Annotated in this window: 17 protein-coding genes and 2 tRNA genes; 12 read left to right on the top strand and 7 right to left on the bottom strand. The window is 61.7% G+C overall.

The genetic code is table 11. The annotated features are described in order from the left end of the window. Window positions 1-691: 691 nt before the first annotated feature. From VGO12_RS09920 to VGO12_RS09905, 4 genes are all read left to right on the top strand, one after another. A complete protein-coding gene (locus VGO12_RS09920) occupies window positions 692-1300 on the top strand; it encodes a transglutaminase-like cysteine peptidase (RefSeq protein WP_414650703.1) in 609 nt (202 codons plus the stop codon). A 271-nt stretch (window positions 1301-1571) separates the two neighbouring features. Then, entirely contained in the window at window positions 1572-2306 is a 735-nt protein-coding gene (locus tag VGO12_RS09915) for a hypothetical protein (protein WP_327512573.1), read from the top strand. A gap of 262 nt (window positions 2307-2568) precedes the next feature. Then, a complete protein-coding gene (locus VGO12_RS09910; RefSeq protein WP_327512572.1) occupies window positions 2569-4020 on the top strand; it encodes a D-alanyl-D-alanine carboxypeptidase in 1452 nt (483 codons plus the stop codon). A 78-nt stretch (window positions 4021-4098) separates the two neighbouring features. Continuing rightward, the gene (locus VGO12_RS09905) at window positions 4099-4368 is read left to right on the top strand and encodes a hypothetical protein (protein WP_327512571.1); all 270 of its coding nucleotides are present in this window, start codon (window positions 4099-4101) and stop codon (window positions 4366-4368) included. 151 nt (window positions 4369-4519) lie between these two features. On the opposite strand, the gene VGO12_RS09900 is transcribed toward VGO12_RS09905, so the two are convergent. Both VGO12_RS09900 and VGO12_RS09895 read right to left on the bottom strand, forming a co-directional pair. Continuing rightward, complete coding sequence (locus VGO12_RS09900; protein ID WP_327512570.1) at window positions 4520-4957, bottom strand: DUF1489 family protein; 438 nt, start codon at window positions 4955-4957, stop codon at window positions 4520-4522. Window positions 4958-5068: 111 nt separating this feature from the next. Continuing rightward, window positions 5069-6469: an L-serine ammonia-lyase gene (locus tag VGO12_RS09895; protein WP_327512569.1), complete on the bottom strand. Its 1401-nt coding sequence runs from the start codon at window positions 6467-6469 to the stop codon at window positions 5069-5071. 732 nt (window positions 6470-7201) lie between these two features. Here VGO12_RS09895 and VGO12_RS09890 point away from each other — a divergent pair. The 3 genes from VGO12_RS09890 to VGO12_RS09880 all read left to right on the top strand — a co-directional run bounded on the left by VGO12_RS09890 (window position 7202) and on the right by VGO12_RS09880 (window position 9509). Further along, entirely contained in the window at window positions 7202-7894 is a 693-nt protein-coding gene (locus VGO12_RS09890) for a DUF599 domain-containing protein (protein WP_327512568.1), read from the top strand. A 130-nt stretch (window positions 7895-8024) separates the two neighbouring features. Then, window positions 8025-9032, top strand: coding sequence for a DUF1624 domain-containing protein (locus VGO12_RS09885; RefSeq protein ID WP_414650702.1), 1008 nt, complete (start codon window positions 8025-8027; stop codon window positions 9030-9032). Window positions 9033-9035: 3 nt separating this feature from the next. Continuing rightward, window positions 9036-9509 (top strand): isoprenylcysteine carboxylmethyltransferase family protein, encoded by a 474-nt coding sequence (locus VGO12_RS09880; protein ID WP_327512567.1) that lies wholly within the window; start codon window positions 9036-9038, stop codon window positions 9507-9509. A gap of 79 nt (window positions 9510-9588) precedes the next feature. Here VGO12_RS09880 and VGO12_RS09875 read toward each other — a convergent pair whose 3' ends face one another. After that, window positions 9589-9975 carry a MerR family DNA-binding transcriptional regulator gene (locus tag VGO12_RS09875; protein ID WP_327512566.1) on the bottom strand — a complete coding sequence of 129 codons (387 nt, stop codon included), beginning with the start codon at window positions 9973-9975 and terminating at the stop codon, window positions 9589-9591. Window positions 9976-10046: 71 nt separating this feature from the next. Then, on the bottom strand, window positions 10047-11468 hold the full coding sequence (gene mgtE / locus VGO12_RS09870) for a magnesium transporter (protein WP_327512565.1): 1422 nt from the start codon (window positions 11466-11468) through the stop codon (window positions 10047-10049). A 392-nt stretch (window positions 11469-11860) separates the two neighbouring features. Between mgtE and VGO12_RS09865 the strand changes: the two genes are divergently transcribed. Beyond that, the gene (locus tag VGO12_RS09865) at window positions 11861-12367 is read left to right on the top strand and encodes a peptide deformylase (protein WP_327512564.1); all 507 of its coding nucleotides are present in this window, start codon (window positions 11861-11863) and stop codon (window positions 12365-12367) included. A 53-nt stretch (window positions 12368-12420) separates the two neighbouring features. Then, entirely contained in the window at window positions 12421-12690 is a 270-nt protein-coding gene (locus tag VGO12_RS09860; RefSeq protein ID WP_327512563.1) for a hypothetical protein, read from the top strand. A 153-nt stretch (window positions 12691-12843) separates the two neighbouring features. Here VGO12_RS09860 and VGO12_RS09855 read toward each other — a convergent pair. Together VGO12_RS09855 and VGO12_RS09850 are read right to left on the bottom strand one after the other, a co-directional pair. Continuing rightward, window positions 12844-12928 (bottom strand) — tRNA-Leu (locus tag VGO12_RS09855). Window positions 12929-13319: 391 nt separating this feature from the next. Next, window positions 13320-13404, bottom strand: a tRNA-Leu gene (locus tag VGO12_RS09850). 194 nt (window positions 13405-13598) lie between these two features. On the opposite strand from VGO12_RS09850, the gene lipB reads away from it, so the two are divergent. Continuing rightward, window positions 13599-14318, top strand: coding sequence for a lipoyl(octanoyl) transferase LipB (lipB, locus tag VGO12_RS09845; RefSeq protein ID WP_327512562.1), 720 nt, complete (start codon window positions 13599-13601; stop codon window positions 14316-14318). Window positions 14319-14324: 6 nt separating this feature from the next. Here the strand turns inward: lipB and VGO12_RS09840 are convergent, their stop codons facing one another. Then, window positions 14325-15263, bottom strand: coding sequence for a DMT family transporter (locus VGO12_RS09840; RefSeq protein WP_327512561.1), 939 nt, complete (start codon window positions 15261-15263; stop codon window positions 14325-14327). Window positions 15264-15508: 245 nt separating this feature from the next. Here VGO12_RS09840 and VGO12_RS09835 point away from each other — a divergent pair, with 245 nt between their 5' ends. Beyond that, entirely contained in the window at window positions 15509-15907 is a 399-nt protein-coding gene (locus VGO12_RS09835) for a helix-turn-helix domain-containing protein (RefSeq protein WP_327512560.1), read from the top strand. 68 nt (window positions 15908-15975) lie between these two features. Beyond that, the coding region (locus VGO12_RS09830; RefSeq protein ID WP_327512559.1) for an alcohol dehydrogenase catalytic domain-containing protein at window positions 15976-16740 on the top strand (765 nt) is incomplete at its 3' end.

The following is a 16740-nucleotide window of genomic DNA, read 5'->3' as shown; positions in this document are numbered from 1 at the left end:
CCACGCACACCCTCTGCCAGCAAGGTCACCGCGCCACAGACTGAGGCGCCTCGAGATCGAGCGCATTTTCCGCGCGCCTTCGACCACCGCTCTATCAGCCCTTCACCCTCACACCGGCGTCAACCCGCCGGAACGGACGGCTTGGTGTGCGCCGGCCGCCAAGGACAGCCGCTCAGCGCCTGGCGGCTCGCGCCTCCGCGCCCGGGCGGCATGAGCGGGTACCTCCCGCAGGCGTCTGCGTCCCGTGCGAGGGCAACCGCCCTGGCTGCCTCATTTCGAAACAAGGCAAGGGCGGGCGCCAGCGCAACCGTTGCGTCGACGCAAATATTTTTTCCGAGAAGATTCAAGAACCAACGCATACTCGAAGTCTAAAATCACGATGGTCGCCAACCGTTGGCGCCGCGAGGAGGCCTCCGGTCGAGCCTAAATCTCGCGTCCCCACATCACCTCTGAGACTGAGGAGAAGACAGTTCCAGAAAAATCAGTTGTTTAAATGGTTTCTGAAATCTGAACGCAAGCCTTCGCCGCCGAATGATCGATAAAATTTGAATCAAATGCGATTTAAATACAAATAAAAATCTATTCTTATTTGATTCTTATACGACTTTCATTTGTACTTGTTTTTAGCTCGCAAGTTCGCGAGCGATAAAAATGTCTGTGCCATTGTCGAACCACAAACGGGGAGACAACAATGCTCAAGACAATCACAAAGATGATCGCGATCGCGGTCCTTTTTACCGGCAGCTTTTTCGAAACCGCGCAGGCGCTTCCGGCCAACATGGTCGTGACCGGCGCGACCAACCCGCCGATCGGCCATTACGAGTTCTGCAAGATCTATCCGTCGGAATGCCTCTCCAACGGCAAGGATCGCGGCCCGATGGTGCTGACGCGCGAAGGCTGGCAAAAGCTTCTCGAGATCAACTATGACGTCAACCAGGCAATCGCCCCGCTCACCGACATGGAAATCCATGGCGTCGAAGAGAAGTGGTCCTATCCGGACACTGTCGGCGACTGCGAAGACTACGTCCTCCTGAAGCGCCGCAAGTTGATCGAGAGCGGCTTCTCCGCTTCCGACCTCTTGATCACCGTCGTGCTGCAGCCGAACGGCGACGGCCACGCCGTCCTGACCGTGCGCACCGACCGCGGCGACTTCATCCTCGACAACATGCGCAACAAGGTGCTGCTGTGGTCGGATACCGAATACACCTACCTCAAGCGTCAATCGACCGAGAATTCCGGTCGGTGGGTCAAGCTCCAGGACGGCCGCACCGTCGCCGTCGGCAGCGTTCGCACCCAGTAAGACCACGGGAATACACCGGGGCTGCTTGCGGCCCCAGCGCAGAGAATACTCCGGTCAGTCACTATCCCCGTCCCGACCGGATCTCGGCCGGCTCCGTTGTCCCTCGGAGCCGGCCGTTTTTTATGCAGGACGTGCCGTCCTCCGATTTTACCAAAAATTAACCAACAGGGATCAGCGTCGGGCAAGCGGCGCCAGCCACAATTCGGCCTGCCGGCGAGCCAGACCGCAATAGACGACCTGGGCTCGGCGATACCGAGGAACGGCCCCAGCGATGAGCAACTCTAAAGACGGCATTGAAGACCCCGAGCTCCAGCCGCTGATCTCACCGCGCTTCGTCTACCGGGTGACCGCAATCATCGTTCTGATCGCAGGATTGACGGCCGCCATCACGTTTGCCGGTCGCTGGTTCGGAGAAAACCTGGCTCTCGCCGGCCACACGGCAAGCAAGGAGGTCTTCGACATCTTCATCGGCGAGGATCATTTGCGCCTGCCCGCCAACATGATCCGCTTCGAGGCCCAGCGGGCCACCTCGATCGTCGAACGTGTCGACCTTTATCTCACCTGGCCGGCACTCGAAGGCTACAGCGACGAAAATCGCAAACTCTTCAACGACATCGACGCACCGGAAAGCCTTATCTTCCTGCAGGTCTCGCAAAGCACGATGTCGCGCGACATGTCCGGAAGGCTTGAGCCGATCTACACGCAGGTTTTCGAGGGCGCGCCGATTTCCGGGCCAAACGGCTTGACGGAGCACGCGACGAAGGCGACGTCGAGCTATGGGGGCGAAGTCTTCTTCACTGCCGAGCGCCCCGGCGTGGCGCCCTATGTGGTGCGTTGCCTCAAATCCGATGCGCAGATGCCCTCGACCAGCGCCGATTGCCAGCGCGATATTCATGCGGGCAAAGACCTGGTGGTGCTCTATCGCTTCTCCAGCAAGTTGCTGCCGCAATGGCGGACGATCGACGAGGCAATGACCGCTTTCGTCAAAGATCGCCTCGTGCCCTGATTTTGTCCAACTGATGTGGTCCAGCCAGCGCCGCCGCGCCATTGCGCGACACCGGAAATGCTCTGGTACGAATGCGTGCTTTTCTGGAAACCAATCATTCATCATAAACCGATTGGTAACGCTATGCCGATACTGTCTCGAGAACGGTCGTTCCCGGAGGCGGCGTCCGGACAACCCCATGACATGAGAATTAAAGAGCAGCGTAGTGTCCCAATCCGGTTTTTTTGATCTCGCGAAGCGCCCGTTCGGCGCTCTTTCGAAGATGGTAGGACGGATCGTCCTGGCAGGCGCCGTTGCCTCGGTCGCCTTCGCAGCCCCCGCCTTTGCGGCCTCGAACTACGCCAGTCCCAAATATTCGGGCATTGTCGTCGACGCGAAGACAGGCAAGATTCTCTACGGCGAGGATGCCGACGAACTGCGCTATCCCGCGTCCTTGACCAAGATGATGACGCTGTATCTGACCTTCGAAGCGCTCGAAGCCGGCCGGATCACGACATCGACCCAGATTCCGTTCTCCAAGAATGCCTCGGCCGAGCCGCCCTCCAAGCTCGGCGTGCGCGCCGGTCAATCGATCACGGTGGAACAGGCGATCCTGTCGCTGGTCACCCGATCGGCCAATGATGCCTCGACCGCGCTTGGCGAATATCTCGGCGGCTCCGAGCCGCGCTTTGCCCGGATGATGACGAACAAGGCCCGTGCGCTCGGCATGACGCGCACGACCTATCGGAACGCCAATGGCCTTCCGAACCCGGAACAGCGCACGACCGCCCGCGACCAGGCCCGCCTGGGTCTGGCGCTTCGCCAGCACTTTCCGCAGTACTACGACTATTTTTCCACCCGCAGCTTTCGCTTCGGCAAGCAGACCATCGGCAACCACAACCGGCTGCTCGGCAATGTGCGCGGCGTCGACGGCATCAAGACCGGCTACACCCGCGCCTCCGGTTTCAACCTGGTGACCTCGGCTCAGCTCGAGGGCCGCAGCATCGTCGCCGTCGTCATGGGCGGCACCTCCGGTGCCAGCCGCGACGCACAGATGCGCCGACTGGTGGCAAAGTACATGCCAGCAGCCTCCCGTCGCGGCGATGGCAACCTGATTGCCCAGACGAAGCCGACGCCGGTTCCGGTGGAGGAGACCGTCGTTGCCGCTGCTGCTCCCGTCGCCGAGACGCCGGTTGTCGCAGCAGCCGCCGCTAACGACCTGCCTAACACCGGCCCCGTTCCGGACTTCCGCTACAATGGTGAAAGTGCCGGCAGCGTGCAGATGGCCTATGCCGGTAACAAGCGCGCGTCCGACAACCCGGTCCTCTCGCCGAAGATCGTTCCGAATACGCTCGACGCACAGAGCGTCAAGCTTCGCCAGCCTGCCACGGCCTCCATGGTCGACACCCAGATCACCAATTCGGTGCCGAAGAAGGCCGAAGCCGCCGCCAAGGCCGAACCGGCCGAAGTCGCAAAGGCTGAACCGATGCCGGCTCAGCCGCAGGGCTGGGTGATCCAGATCGGCGCAACGCCCGACAAGGACCAGGCCATGACGCTGCTTGGCGACGCCAAGGACAAGGGTGGCAAGGCGCTTCGCAACGCGACGCCGTTCACCGTCGCCTTCGGCCAGGTCTACCGCGCCCGTTTCGGCGGCTTCGACGACCAGAATTCAGCTGTCAACGCCTGCAAGGCATTGAAGAAGAAGGGTATCTCCTGCTGGGCCAGCCAGCAGTAAACGACGAAAATTCGGCGCCCGGATGTGTTTGTTTTCCGGTCGCCTTCCTCGGATTTGTACAGCGTAACGAGGTTAATCATGGCAATGAACGAGAACGTTCCGGGTGTCACCCCGCTGCCGGGAAGGCGTGGCAAGCCGTCGCGCATCAACCTGCACCCCCTGCACGAAGCGGCGATGCGCATCGCCGATCTCGGGCTCAACCGGTCGAAGGCGAAGACGCGCGATCTGGTTGGCATGCTGTTGACGCACGGCGCCCGTGCCTGGCGCTCGACGCAGCCGCGCGCCGGCATCCACCTGCACGTGACAGCGCCGAACAGGCGCCGTCCGTTGAAGATGCGGATCACCTGAATTCTGTTATCAACGAAGGCGGCTCATGCCGCCTTTTTGCTGGGCGCGATTTCGCCCTTGACGCTGACGAGTGATGGTGGCGCAAATGCGATGATGTCGCTCAGCGCGGAAGTCGGGGCATTGTCTGCGCGCTCCAATGAACGCACCCGCTTTAAAGCAGGCCGAGTTCGGCCAGTTCGCGCCTGAGCTCAAGCGGCATCTCGGCGCCGCCGCCTGTCAGCGACGCCAGGTCTCGCGGCGCATCCGTGGTGCTGAGATAGCGCCATCCCTGAAAGGCGCGTCGCGGCTGCAGTTCCGTCTCGATCACTTCCGGACCGAGTAAGAGATTGCAGCGACCGATGCCTTCGCCATCGGTAAACGTCTCGATGCCGATCAGCGGCTGCCGGGCCTGAACGCTCCCCTTGATCACCCAGTAGAGCGATCCGCCCTCAAGCAGTTCTTCGACCCGTTTGGGCACCATGCGCGTCGTGTGGAACGAGTGCGGCTCGAGCCCGGCGGCCATGGCCGCCATTGCCTTGCGCGAAACCCATTCGCGCAGGTCCTCGATCGATTCCGCTCCGACGCAGAGCTTTATGAGATGCAGAGACATGGTCGTTTTTGAACACCCGTCAGGCGGTGGCGGTCAAGCGGCAAGACGCCGTTCATCCACAATCACCTTAGCACAGCAATCGGGCGCGCCCCATGAGGCACGCCCGTCGCCTCAACATTCGACGACGTTGACGGCAAGGCCGCCGGTCGAGGTTTCCTTGTACTTCTCGTTCATGTCGACGCCCGTCTGGCGCATCGTCTCGATGCAGGCGTCGAGCGGCACGAAATGCTTGCCGTCACCTTTGAGCGCCAGGGAAGCGGCGGTCACCGCCTTCACCGCGCCGAGGGCGTTGCGCTCGATGCAGGGCACCTGAACCAGGCCGGCGACCGGATCGCAGGTCATGCCGAGATGATGTTCAAGCGCGATTTCGGCCGCATTCTCGATCTGCTCGGGCGTGCCGCCCATGACGGCTGCGAGGCCAGCTGCGGCCATGGCGGATGCCGAACCGACTTCACCCTGACAGCCGACTTCGGCGCCGGAAATCGAGGCGTTGTGCTTGATGATGCCGCCGATGGCGGCAGCCGTCAGCAGATAGTCGCGGATGCCTTCCTGATCGGCATCGTCATGGAAGTGCATGTAGTAGCGGATGGTCGCCGGAACTACGCCGGCGGCACCGTTTGTCGGCGAGGTCACGACCCGGCCGCCAGCGGCATTCTCTTCGTTCACCGCCATGGCGTAGACGCTCAGCCAGTCATTGGCGAGCAGCGGGTTGGCCTTGTTGGAGCGCCATTCTTCCTGCAGCTTGTCATGGATCGAGCGGGCGCGGCGGCGGACCTTCAGGCCGCCCGGCATGATGCCCTCCTGGCTCAAGCCCCGGTCGATGCAATTGCTCATAGCGCCCCAGATGCGGTCAAGCCCGGCATTCAGTTCGTCCGGCGACATCGTCGCTTCCTCGTTCGCCCGCTTCATCTGGGCGATCGTCAGCCCGGAACGGGCGGACATGTCGAGCATTTGCTGCGCGGATGAAAACGGGAAAGGCACCTTGACGCCGGTGGCCTTGTTCTTCGAGGCGCGCATGGCCTCAAGCTCGGTGTCGGTGACAACGAAACCACCGCCGATCGAATAGTAGATCCGCTTCACGAGCAGCCGACCGTCCCGATCGAAGGCCGAGAACGACATGCCATTGGCGTGGCCGGGCAGCGGCACCTTCTTGTCGAAGACGAGATCCGTCTTCGGCTGAAATTCATAAGGTGGATGGCCGGGCGGGGTGATCCGTCCCGTGCGCTCGACTTCGCCGATCAGTGCATCCATGCGGTCCGGGTCGACCAGATCCGGGCGCTCGCCGACGAGCCCCAGGATCACCGCCCTGCCCGTTCCATGGCCGATGCCGGTATGGGCGAGCGAACCGTGCAGGCTGACCTTGATCGCCGCGACCGCAGCGTGGGACGGGCGCGGCCAGTCATCGGAAAGGATGAGATCGAGAAAGCGGTTGGCGGCCGACATCGGCCCCATCGTATGCGAGCTCGAAGGCCCGATACCGATCTTGAACACGTCGAAGACGGAAAGAAACATAAGCTGCCTGCCCCGGAGACTGATCCGCGACGCCGACAGCGCCGCAATTGCGATTGCCTCGATATCACGCTTCGAAGTCGATGCGAACCGGCGTGATACCCTCTTATTTGCTGGTGGATTTTACACCTTGATCGACGCCGATTTAAGGAAATCCGCAAGCAGATATAGGAACGAAGCCTATGCGATCCCATAGCGGGCGGTCAGGCGGTCGACCGACATTCGATCCCGTTGCTGCGACATCGTCGATAAGCCCGCCAGACGATATCGATGCGGGGGCTCCGGAATCAAAACAGCGCGGCTCTTTCGAAGCCGCGCTGGCAATCAGTGGACTTTTCTAGATACTAGATATCAAAGGCCGCCGAAAAGATAAGCAAGAACAAGAACGCCAGCGAAACCAGCCACGGCGCGTGCAGTTACGCCCCAGCAAGACTTCTGAATTGTATTGTCCATGATGTCTCCGAAAACACTCTCAACGGCCGCGGGCAGCACAGTGGGCGCCCGCGTCTGGGGCCATGCATATTGAAGAAAGCGTAAATGCGCAATGGGGGAATGTGGCGGAAAGGTGTCAGGCCTGTGCGACCACCCACCGTATCCTGGTGAAAACCGCACAAATGGCCGGCACGCCGGGGAAGAAATTCCGCCGCAATTTCATCACAGTAGTTGACGCGCCGCCGATTCTTGACCCTTTGCGGCCAGCTTGCATTTTCCAAAAGCCATGCCAAAAACACGTGTATGACCTTCGAAGATTACATAGCACTCGCCCTGTTTGTCCTGCTCTGGGCCGGTTTCAGCTGGGCCACGGACGGCACGCGCGGCTTCAAACGGGTGAGTCTCACCCGGCTGATGAACGAGCATCGCGGCCGGTGGATCCGCAATTCGCTCAACCGCGACCTGAAAATGATCGACACGCAGATCATCGCCGGCCTGCAGGCAGGCACCGCCTTCTTCGCTTCCACCACGATCTTCGCGCTCGGCGGCTGTTTTGCGCTGCTCGGCGCCACCGAACAGGTGCAGATGATCTTTGCCGACATGCCCTACGTCTTCCATGGCGGGCGGACGGCCTTCGAGTTGAAGGTCGGCGGCCTGACCTGCCTCTTCGGCTATTCCTTCTTCAAGTTCGGCTGGTCCTACCGGCTGTTCAACTACTGCTCGATCCTGATGGGCGGCATTCCGATGACCGCGGACATGCAGAAGGACCCCCAGGCCGCCGAAAGGGCCGCCGAAAGGGCGGTGCGCATGAACGTGCTCGCCGCGAAACACTTCAACGCAGGCCTCAGGGCAATCTTCCTGTCGATCGGCTATCTCGGCTGGTTCATCAGTCCCTATGTTTTCGTCGCTCTCACCATCTTCGTGATCTTCGTGCTCACCCGGCGGCAGTTCTTCTCGGAGGCGCGCGCAGCCTTGCTGCAGGATGCCACGCCCTGACGGCACATTCCGCCTGCGCGCCGCGCACAGGCAATGCTGCCGCAACAAAACGCCAAGACACAAAACAACGCTCGCCTGGCGCAAGCCAGGCCTGTCAGTCTTTCTCACGCCAACAGGATGGCGAACGCCCATGTCCGATATCAACGTGACCTCCCCGGCAACTGAGACCCCGCCCGCCAAGTCGCAGGCAAGGCTCGCCTTCATCGATGTCGCCCGCGGCGTCGCTCTCCTGGCGATGGCGCTCTATCACTTCGTCTGGGATCTCGAATTCTTCGGCTATGTCGCAGCAGGAACCGCCGGCACCGGCGGCTGGAAGATCTTTGCCCGACTGATCGCCAGCAGCTTCCTGTTTCTCGCCGGCTACAGCCTCGTGCTTGGGCAATGGCCCAGGCTCCGGATCGCCTGCTTCCTGCGCCGTTTCGCCAAGATTGCCGGCGCGGCAGCGCTGATCACCTTCGCGACCTATTTCGCCTTCCCGGACACCTTCATCTTTTTCGGTATCCTGCATGCGATCGCCGCGGCAAGCGTGATCGGCCTCGTTTTCCTTCGGCTGCCGGCACTCGTTTCCTTTGTCGCAGCCGCTGCCGCGATCGCCGCACCGTTCTATCTGCGCTCCCCGATCTTCGATGCGCCGTGGTTCTGGTGGGTCGGGCTGTCCGAAACGCTGCCGCGCTCGAACGACTATGTGCCGCTTCTGCCGTGGATCGGACCATTCCTCATCGGCCTTGGCACAGCAAAGCTCTTCCATGCGCGGCTGGTATCAGCGGTGGCGACCCGGCCGGCAGAAGACGCCGGACCCAAGCTGTGGATGACGCCTTTCGTTTTTGGCGGACGTCACAGTCTGGCCATATACCTCATCCACCAGCCCGTGCTCATCGGACTGGTCTATCTCTTCTCGCTGATTTCACCGCCGACATTGCCGGACCCCAAGGAGGCCTATCGCACCAATTGCGTTGCGGCCTGCAGCCAGGGTAGCCCGGCCGTGCCGTGCGAGGCCTTCTGCGGCTGCACGCTCGATCGTCTGGTGGAACAGAACCTGTTCGACAGCTTGAACAGGGGCGAGATCAATGTCGGCACAGATGAACGCATTGCGCGAATCGCGGGACAATGCACAATGAACGCGCAATCAGGGGAATAGGACATGAATGCCTATCGTGCCAAGCCGCTGAATTTCCCATGGCCCGCCCTGGTTTACGGCATTGCCACGCTCGCGGCACTCCTCTTGGCGCGACATGCGCCGATCCCGGTCGCCCACGGCCACGGGTGGCTTGCCTGGATCAGCGGCGCAACCCTGATCATCGTCGCGGTCGGCCTCGATCTCTGGGCGCTGAAGACATTGCTCGAGCGCCATACGGCGGTCATGCCTTACCGGTCGCCAACCTGCCTCGTCACCTACGGCCCCTTCCGCTTCACCCGCAACCCAATCTATCTCGGCTACACGCTGATGATGGTCGGTTTCGGCCTGGCGACGCTCAATCCCTGGTTCTTCATTGCAGCGATTGCTGCGGTCATGGTGACGACGCTGTTTGCCATTCGCAACGAGGAGCGGCACCTTCTGTCGCGGTTCGGCTTCGAATTCGAGCGCTACTGCCGCCACACGACCCGCTGGATCTGAACCCGCAGGCAGGTAAACAGCAAAAAGGGCGGCCAATGCCACCCTTCGAAATCTTCCGTATCCAACGTGCAACGTGGTATCAGGTGCCGACGCCGATCTCGGCCAGGCGCGTCAGGCACGCCTCCTCGACATTGTCCAGTTCCGTCAGCGTGTCTTCGATGTCCTTGCGCTTCTGGCGAAGCTCTTCGCGCTTTTCCTCGACGCGCGACATCAAGAGCTGAAGCTGCCCCATCTCGCCCGGCGGGTCCTTGTAGACCTGGATGATCTCGCGGATTTCGGCAATGGTGAAGCCGATGCGGCGGCCACGCAGGATTTCCTGGATCAGCCGGCGATCGGCCGGGCGAAACAGACGCGTGCGACCACGGCGCTCGGGATGAATGAGGCCCTCGTCCTCATAGAACCGCAGCGTTCGGGTCGAGATGCCGAATTCCCGCGTCAATTCGGTAATGCTATAGTACTTATTCACGCTGCCATTCCATGATTTCCTAGGCATCACTATCGTTGACCTTGACGTAAAAGTCAAACAACGCCGACGTGTTACGTGACGTGGAACCACCAGGTGGCTATACCGAGGAAACTGAAGAATCCGGTGATGTCGGTGATCGCCGTCACGAAGACGGCGGACGACACCGCCGGGTCGGCCCCGAACCGGTCAAGGCAGAGCGGAACGAGGATACCGCCCAGGGCCGCCGCCATCATGTTGATCAGCATGGCGGTGGCGATGATGCCGCCGATGTTCGGGTCTTGAAACCAGAGGCCGGCAAGCAGGCCGATCAGCGTGCCGAAGATCATGCCGTTCAAGAGCCCGACGCCCGCTTCGCGCCGGATGATGCGGGGCGCATTGTGAATGTCGAGGCCACGCGTTGCGAGCGCGCGCACTGTCACGGTCATTGTCTGCGAACCGGCATTGCCGCCCATGCCGGCAACGATCGGCATCAGGATTGCGAGTGCGACGATCTGCTGGATGGTGGCATCGAAAAGGCCGATGACCGACGCGGACATACAGGCCGTCATCGAATTGATGAACAGCCACGGTACGCGCGAGCGCGACGCCTCGGCAACCGAGTCCGACAGTTCTTCGTCGCCGACGCCGCTCAAGCGCAGCAAGTCTTCCTCGGCCTCTTCCTGGATGACGTCGACAACGTCGTCGATGGTGAGCACGCCGACAAGCCTGCCATTGTCATCGACGACCGCTGCCGAAAGAAGATCGTATTGCTCGAAGAGCTGCGCCGCCTCTTCCTGGTCCATCTCGGCCGGAATGGCGTGGCTGGTGTCGTGCATGATCGCATCGACCTTGATCGAGCGCTTGGTTCGCAGGATGCGATCGAGGTCCATCGCGCCGAGCAGCTTGAAGGTGGGGTCGATGACGAAGATCTGCGTGAAGCTCTCAGGCAGATCCTCGTCTTCACGCATGTAGTCGATGGTCTGGCCCACGGTCCAGAACGGCGGCACCGCCACGAACTCGGTCTGCATGCGCCGGCCGGCTGTGCTCTCGGGATAATCGAGCGAACGGCGAAGGCGGACGCGCTCGGTAAACGGCAGCTTCGCCAGAATCTCGTCCTGGTCTTCCTGGTCGAGGTCTTCCAGAATGTAAACCGCGTCGTCCGAATCCATTTCCCCGATGGCTTCGGCGATCTGCTCGTTGGGCAAGTGCTCGACGATATCGAGGCGGATCGCCTCGTCGACCTCGGTCAGCGACGAAAGATCGAATTCCTTGCCGAGCAGCGATACCAGAGCGAGGCGCTGCTCTGGCTGAATCGCCTCAAGCAGGTCGCCCATTTCCGAGGAATGCAGGCCCGCCACGTGCTGGCGCAGGTAGATCGTGTCGCGATCGGCGATCGCTGCACCCACATGCATGAGAAAATCGGAGCGGATGGAACCGTCGTCGGCATAGATGTCCGAACCGTCAAAGGCCTTGACGTCTTCGGAACCGCGGTCGTCGTCCCCGATATTGCTCATGGGCGCCCTCGAAACGATTGCTGCTTGCCGGTCCTTCCGCCTTGCGGACGGACAAGAATGCGTTGCTGACGTGCGTTTGCCCGCTTCGGCTGCCATGCGCCGGAATGATGGGCTCACAGCCCTGCTAGCGCAAAGCCCCGCCGAGGTCCACAGCGCAGACGCGCGCCCGCCCATTGCGGCAACAGTTTTATTCAAGCTGCTGCAAATACATGAAAAATCGGCGACCTCTCAACCCAGTCGACATCGATCGTCCGATCGGCTAGCACTTCCACCTAATTCTTCGAGCCGGAATCGACGCCCGAAACGAAGCTGCAAGTCGACCGGCCACAGCGGCCGTAGCCCACGGGAACGGATTGCAGCGCGGTCGATCGGCCAACGCCAAGGACGATCTGATGGCCATCCGCCCCATCATCCGTTTTCCAAATCCGCTGCTGAACAGGAAGGCCGACACGGTCACCCGTTTCGACGCAGCGCTCGAGGCGCTGGCCGGTGATCTTCTGGATACGATGCGGGCGGCACCGGGCATCGGCATTACGGCACCGCATATCGGCGTGATCGAACGCGTGACCGTAATCGAACTCGACCCGAGCTCCGGCGCGAGAACCTTCGTCAATCCGGAAGTCGTCTGGCATTCGGATCAGTTGGTCAGACACGCGGAAGGCAGCGTTTCGATGCCGGGGATCTCGGAGGATGTCGAGCGACCGCACGCCATTCGAGTGCGTTATCAGACGCTTCTCGGCGAGACGGTCGAGGAGGAGGCCGAAGGATTGATGGCCATCTGCCTGCAGCACGAGATCGACCAGCTCGACGGCATCTTCTGGACCCAACGCCTGTCGCGCCTGAAGCGCGACCGGGCAATCAAGAAATTCGAGAAGTCGACAAGAGAAATACGCGGCTAGGGTCTGACCCGCCCTGCCCGCGATATCGGATCATTTTCATCAAGGATCAAACCATGAAGCCCAAGACCCTTGCCATCATCGGCCTGCTCGCGCTCGCCGGCTGCAACAGCGCCCAGCAAAATCTCGAACCCCTGCCCGAAAGCCTGACCTACGGCGAAACCGCCGCCAACCGAAAGACCCAAGCCGCCCCCGGCACCATGGTGCAGAACCGATTCATGCATGAAGGCCAGATGGTCTATGAAACCTACGAGGTTCAGCCCGACCGCACCTACAAGCTTGTCCGGCGGCGGATGGACCAGAGCGGGCCCGCAGGCAACAATTAAGGCGCTTTGACGCGTCTGATGCCGGCCGCCGGAACCAGACCATCGTTCCGGCGCCTTCCTCGGTCCGCCGTGCGGCACCCTTGAAGATCACGTCGGATTTCAAGCCAAGCGCATGATAAAAAACAAAAAACCCGGCCTTTGGCCGGGTTTTTTTGGTGCGGTCGAGAAGACTCGAACTTCCACGGGTTGCCCCACAGCGACCTCAACGCTGCGCGTCTACCAATTCCGCCACGACCGCATCGTGGTAGGCCGATTTGCGTCGGCGGGGCTGCATGTAGCAAAAGCCCCCGCAGTGCACAAGCACGGCAACGGATAATTTGATAAGCCCGGTGGAAAACCTGAAATCGACCGGATCCGAAGCGGTCGCCAGGCGCCTTGCAACGGCGATGGCATGTTTTGTGACGCTCGGAGCGTGACTTTGGAGATCGGGTCTCGGAGGTCGTTCGAAGACGAAAGCCGGCCACTTCCTTGTCGGCTTGCGCCCGGGGCGCGGCTGTCGCAACGCGAAGTCTGCCGCCCGCCGCGCCTTGCGTGTTGCGCTCATGTTCCGGCGCAGGCCGGGTCAACGGATGAGCTATCGCCAAGCAAAGGATTGAAAACAAAAAACCCGGCCAAAGGCCGGGTTTTTTTGGTGCGGTCGAGAAGACTCGAACTTCCACGGGTTGCCCCACAGCGACCTCAACGCTGCGCGTCTACCAATTCCGCCACGACCGCATCGTGGTAGGGCCGACTTGCGTCGACGGGGCTGCATTTAGCAAAAGCCCTTTGGGGGCACAAGAGCATCACGACAGAAATTTGACGGGAAGTGAAACTATTTCAACAGCCCGTTCGCGAAGCCCCGGAAACGCTGGACTCTTGCCCCGCGCCATCCCATGTACAGGCTCTGATTTGAAGGGAATGCCAAGCGAATGCAGCGTGATGATATGAACCAGGAGATGTTTGCCCCCGCGGGTTCGCCGCCGGTTCGCTGGCGGATCGCCTCTGATCTGGTCGATTATCCACAGGCAGTCGAGCAGATGGAGCAGGAAGCGGCCGCGATTGCGGCCGGCACCGCCGATGAACTCGTCTGGCTGGTCGAACATCCGCCACTCTACACCGCCGGCACGAGCGCGGATGCAGCTGATCTGGTGATGCCCGACCGCTTTCCGGTCTTTGCCACCGGCCGTGGCGGCGAATACACCTATCATGGCCCCGGCCAGCGGGTCGTCTACGTGATGCTCGACCTCAAGCGCCGAAAACAGGACGTGCGCGCCTTCGTCGCTGCGCTCGAGAGCGTCGTGATCTCGACGCTCGATTCGATGAATGTCCGGGGCGAGCGGCGCGAAGATCGGGTCGGGGTCTGGGTGCGGCGTCCGGAAAAGCCCACCCTGCCCGACGGCTCGATGTCGGAAGACAAGATTGCCGCGATCGGCATTCGCCTGCGCAAATGGGTGAGCTTCCACGGCTTTTCGCTCAACGTCGATCCGGATCTCGACCATTTCGGCGGCATCGTGCCCTGCGGCATTCGCGGCTACGGCGTCACCAGCCTGGTCGATCTCGGCCTGCCCGTGATGATGCCGGACGTCGACATTCGTCTGCGCGAAGCGTTCGAGACGGTGTTCGGCCCGACGCGGACCGACGCAGCCTGAGCCGGTTCAGTTTGCTGCCCTGCGTCCGGCCACCCGTTCCCGCCAGATGATGAACAGGCCCGAGCCGACGATGATGGCGATGCCAAGCCATTTCGAGAGCGACGGAAAATCTCCGAAGATCAGAAAGCCGAGCGCCGTCGCCGTGACGATCTCGAAGTAGTGGAACGGCGCCAGCAGCGAGACAGGTGCTGCGCGGAAGGCTTTCACCACCAGCAGGTGGCCGTAGCCGGAGAGCGCGCCGAGCACCATCACGAGCCCCCATCCGAGCGGCGTCTTCGGCAGCGACGGCGCGAAGTCGGCAACGCCCATGCCATTGCCAACGAGGATGATCAAAGCCATCGTCACCGTTCCGCCGATGCCCGCGATCGTCTGCATGGTGAGCGGAGAATCGCCGGTACCGACCGCGCGGTTGAGCAGCAGATAGCAGGCAAAGACGAAAGCGCAGGCGACCGGCAACAGGGCCGTCAGGCCGAAGGCGGCAAAACTTGGCTGGATCACGATCATCGCGCCGCCGAAGCCGACGACAATTGCGAGCCATCGCCGCCAGCCGACCTTCTCCCGAAGAAACAGCGCCGAGAGACAGGTCAGGATGAACGGTTCGACGAAGTAGATGGCAAAGGCGTCGGCGAGCGGCATGTACTTCACCGAAATGAAGAAAAACAGCGCAGCGATCGCAAGCAGGACGCCGCGCAAAAGGTTGGCCCACGGACGCTTCGGCTTGAGCGCCTGAAGTCCGCCGGCGCCAAGCAGCATCGGCAAAGTCGCCACCAGTTGGAAGAAGAAGCGGTAGAAGGTCACCTGCCCCGGCGACATGCCTTCGTATACGGCCATGTATTTGGCGATCACGTCCATGCCCGGCAGAATGACCATGGCAAACAGCATGATGGCGACGCCCTGCATCACCGTGTTGGCGGGTTCGGCGGTCGCGGTCCGGGCATCGGTCATGGGCAAGCTCCTCTGGCCGCCGCACATTAGAGCCTGCGCCCTGGTTTTCAACGGCCGAAGATGCGACGGGAAAGGAACTGTCTGCGCCTTAGCCGCAATTGACGGTGTTTTTGGCGCTTCGGGATGGTCCCTCGACGTCCAAATGCCTATAAGCTCAATACAATCTTCCGCCCCGGGTCTCGAAGTCGGCCTTCTGCCTCAGAGATCCGGGACCTTTGAACGTAACCGTGGCAAAGGAGATATCCATGCGCTTGTCCACCGAAACGATGATTGCCCGCCTGCGCGACACCAGTGACGGTGACACGCTGGGAGGCCGCATCTGGAGGGCCCGCGACGCCGCCAATCTCAGCGCCAAGGAGCTTGCCGATCAGTTGGGCGTGCGCTCAGAGACGGTCGCCGCCTGGGAGCGGGATCGTGCCGAGCCCCGCACCAGCCGGCTTTTCATGCTCGCAGGTGTGCTCGGCGTCACACCCGCCTGGCTGATTGCCGGGCTCGGTCGCGCACCGGACGAAGGCAGGAACGACGACGCCGGCGATGGCCTGCGCGAGCAGCTCGCGGTGATCAAGCGGCTGCACGAACAGACAGGCAAGGCCATCGCCGCACTTGAGATCGAGCTCAATCGGGTTCAACAGAACATTCGATAACCCATTGCGATTCCACATGGGCCGCCGTCCTGGCGGCCCGAAATCATTTCAGTCCAAGGAGACATTAGATGGATGTACGCGCCGCCGTTGCCGTTCAGGCAGGCAAGCCGCTCGAGGTCATGACCGTTCAGCTCGAAGGCCCGCGGGCCGGCGAAGTGCTGATCGAGGTCAAGGCGACCGGCATCTGCCACACCGACGACTTCACGCTCTCGGGTGCTGACCCGGAAGGCCTGTTCCCGGCGATCCTCGGCCATGAAGGCGCCGGCATCGTCGTCGACGTCGGCCCGGGCGTCACGTCGGTGAAAAAGGGCGACCACGTCATTCCGCTCTATACGCCGGAATGCCGTTCCTGCCCGTCCTGCCTGTCGCGAAAGACCAACCTGTGCACCGCCATCCGCTCGACCCAGGGCCAGGGCCTGATGCCGGACGGCACCTCGCGCTTCTCGATCGGCAAGGACAAGATCCACCACTACATGGGCTGCTCGACCTTCGCCAACTACACGGTTCTGCCTGAGATTGCCGTTGCCAAGGTCAACCCGGACGCGCCGTTCGACAAGATCTGCTACATCGGCTGTGGCGTGACGACCGGCATCGGCGCCGTCATCAACACGGCACAGGTGGAGATGGGCGCGACCGCAATCGTCTTCGGCCTCGGCGGCATCGGCCTCAACGTCATCCAGGGCCTGCGTCTCGCCGGCGCCGACATGATCATCGGCGTCGACCTCAACAACGACAAGAAGGCCTGGGGCGAGCGCTTCGGCATGACCCACTTCGTCAACCCCAAGGAGGTCGGCGACGACATCGTGCCCTACCTCGTCAACATGACCAAGCGT

It is taken from the genome of Ensifer sp. (assembly GCF_035999135.1).
Classification (GTDB): Bacteria; Pseudomonadota; Alphaproteobacteria; order Rhizobiales; family Rhizobiaceae; genus Ensifer.
The sequence above is the reverse complement of the archived record's forward strand: the minus strand, read 5'-3'. Positions and strand labels throughout refer to the sequence as shown.

What these genes read in the sequence shown, in the direction of transcription:
- VGO12_RS09920 (WP_414650703.1), top strand. Translation starts at nt 692, where the DNA reads ATGCTCAAGACAATCACAAAGATGATCGCGATCGCGGTCCTTTTTACC.
- VGO12_RS09915 (WP_327512573.1), top strand. Translation starts at nt 1,572, where the DNA reads ATGAGCAACTCTAAAGACGGCATTGAAGACCCCGAGCTCCAGCCGCTG.
- VGO12_RS09910 (WP_327512572.1), top strand. Translation starts at nt 2,569, where the DNA reads ATGGTAGGACGGATCGTCCTGGCAGGCGCCGTTGCCTCGGTCGCCTTC.
- VGO12_RS09905 (WP_327512571.1), top strand. Translation starts at nt 4,099, where the DNA reads ATGGCAATGAACGAGAACGTTCCGGGTGTCACCCCGCTGCCGGGAAGG.
- VGO12_RS09900 (WP_327512570.1), bottom strand. Translation starts at nt 4,957, where the DNA reads ATGTCTCTGCATCTCATAAAGCTCTGCGTCGGAGCGGAATCGATCGAG.
- VGO12_RS09895 (WP_327512569.1), bottom strand. Translation starts at nt 6,469, where the DNA reads ATGTTTCTTTCCGTCTTCGACGTGTTCAAGATCGGTATCGGGCCTTCG.
- VGO12_RS09890 (WP_327512568.1), top strand. Translation starts at nt 7,202, where the DNA reads ATGACCTTCGAAGATTACATAGCACTCGCCCTGTTTGTCCTGCTCTGG.
- VGO12_RS09885 (WP_414650702.1), top strand. Translation starts at nt 8,025, where the DNA reads ATGTCCGATATCAACGTGACCTCCCCGGCAACTGAGACCCCGCCCGCC.
- VGO12_RS09880 (WP_327512567.1), top strand. Translation starts at nt 9,036, where the DNA reads ATGAATGCCTATCGTGCCAAGCCGCTGAATTTCCCATGGCCCGCCCTG.
- mgtE (WP_327512565.1), bottom strand. Translation starts at nt 11,468, where the DNA reads ATGAGCAATATCGGGGACGACGACCGCGGTTCCGAAGACGTCAAGGCC.
- VGO12_RS09865 (WP_327512564.1), top strand. Translation starts at nt 11,861, where the DNA reads ATGGCCATCCGCCCCATCATCCGTTTTCCAAATCCGCTGCTGAACAGG.
- VGO12_RS09860 (WP_327512563.1), top strand. Translation starts at nt 12,421, where the DNA reads ATGAAGCCCAAGACCCTTGCCATCATCGGCCTGCTCGCGCTCGCCGGC.
- lipB (WP_327512562.1), top strand. Translation starts at nt 13,599, where the DNA reads ATGCAGCGTGATGATATGAACCAGGAGATGTTTGCCCCCGCGGGTTCG.
- VGO12_RS09840 (WP_327512561.1), bottom strand. Translation starts at nt 15,263, where the DNA reads ATGACCGATGCCCGGACCGCGACCGCCGAACCCGCCAACACGGTGATG.
- VGO12_RS09835 (WP_327512560.1), top strand. Translation starts at nt 15,509, where the DNA reads ATGCGCTTGTCCACCGAAACGATGATTGCCCGCCTGCGCGACACCAGT.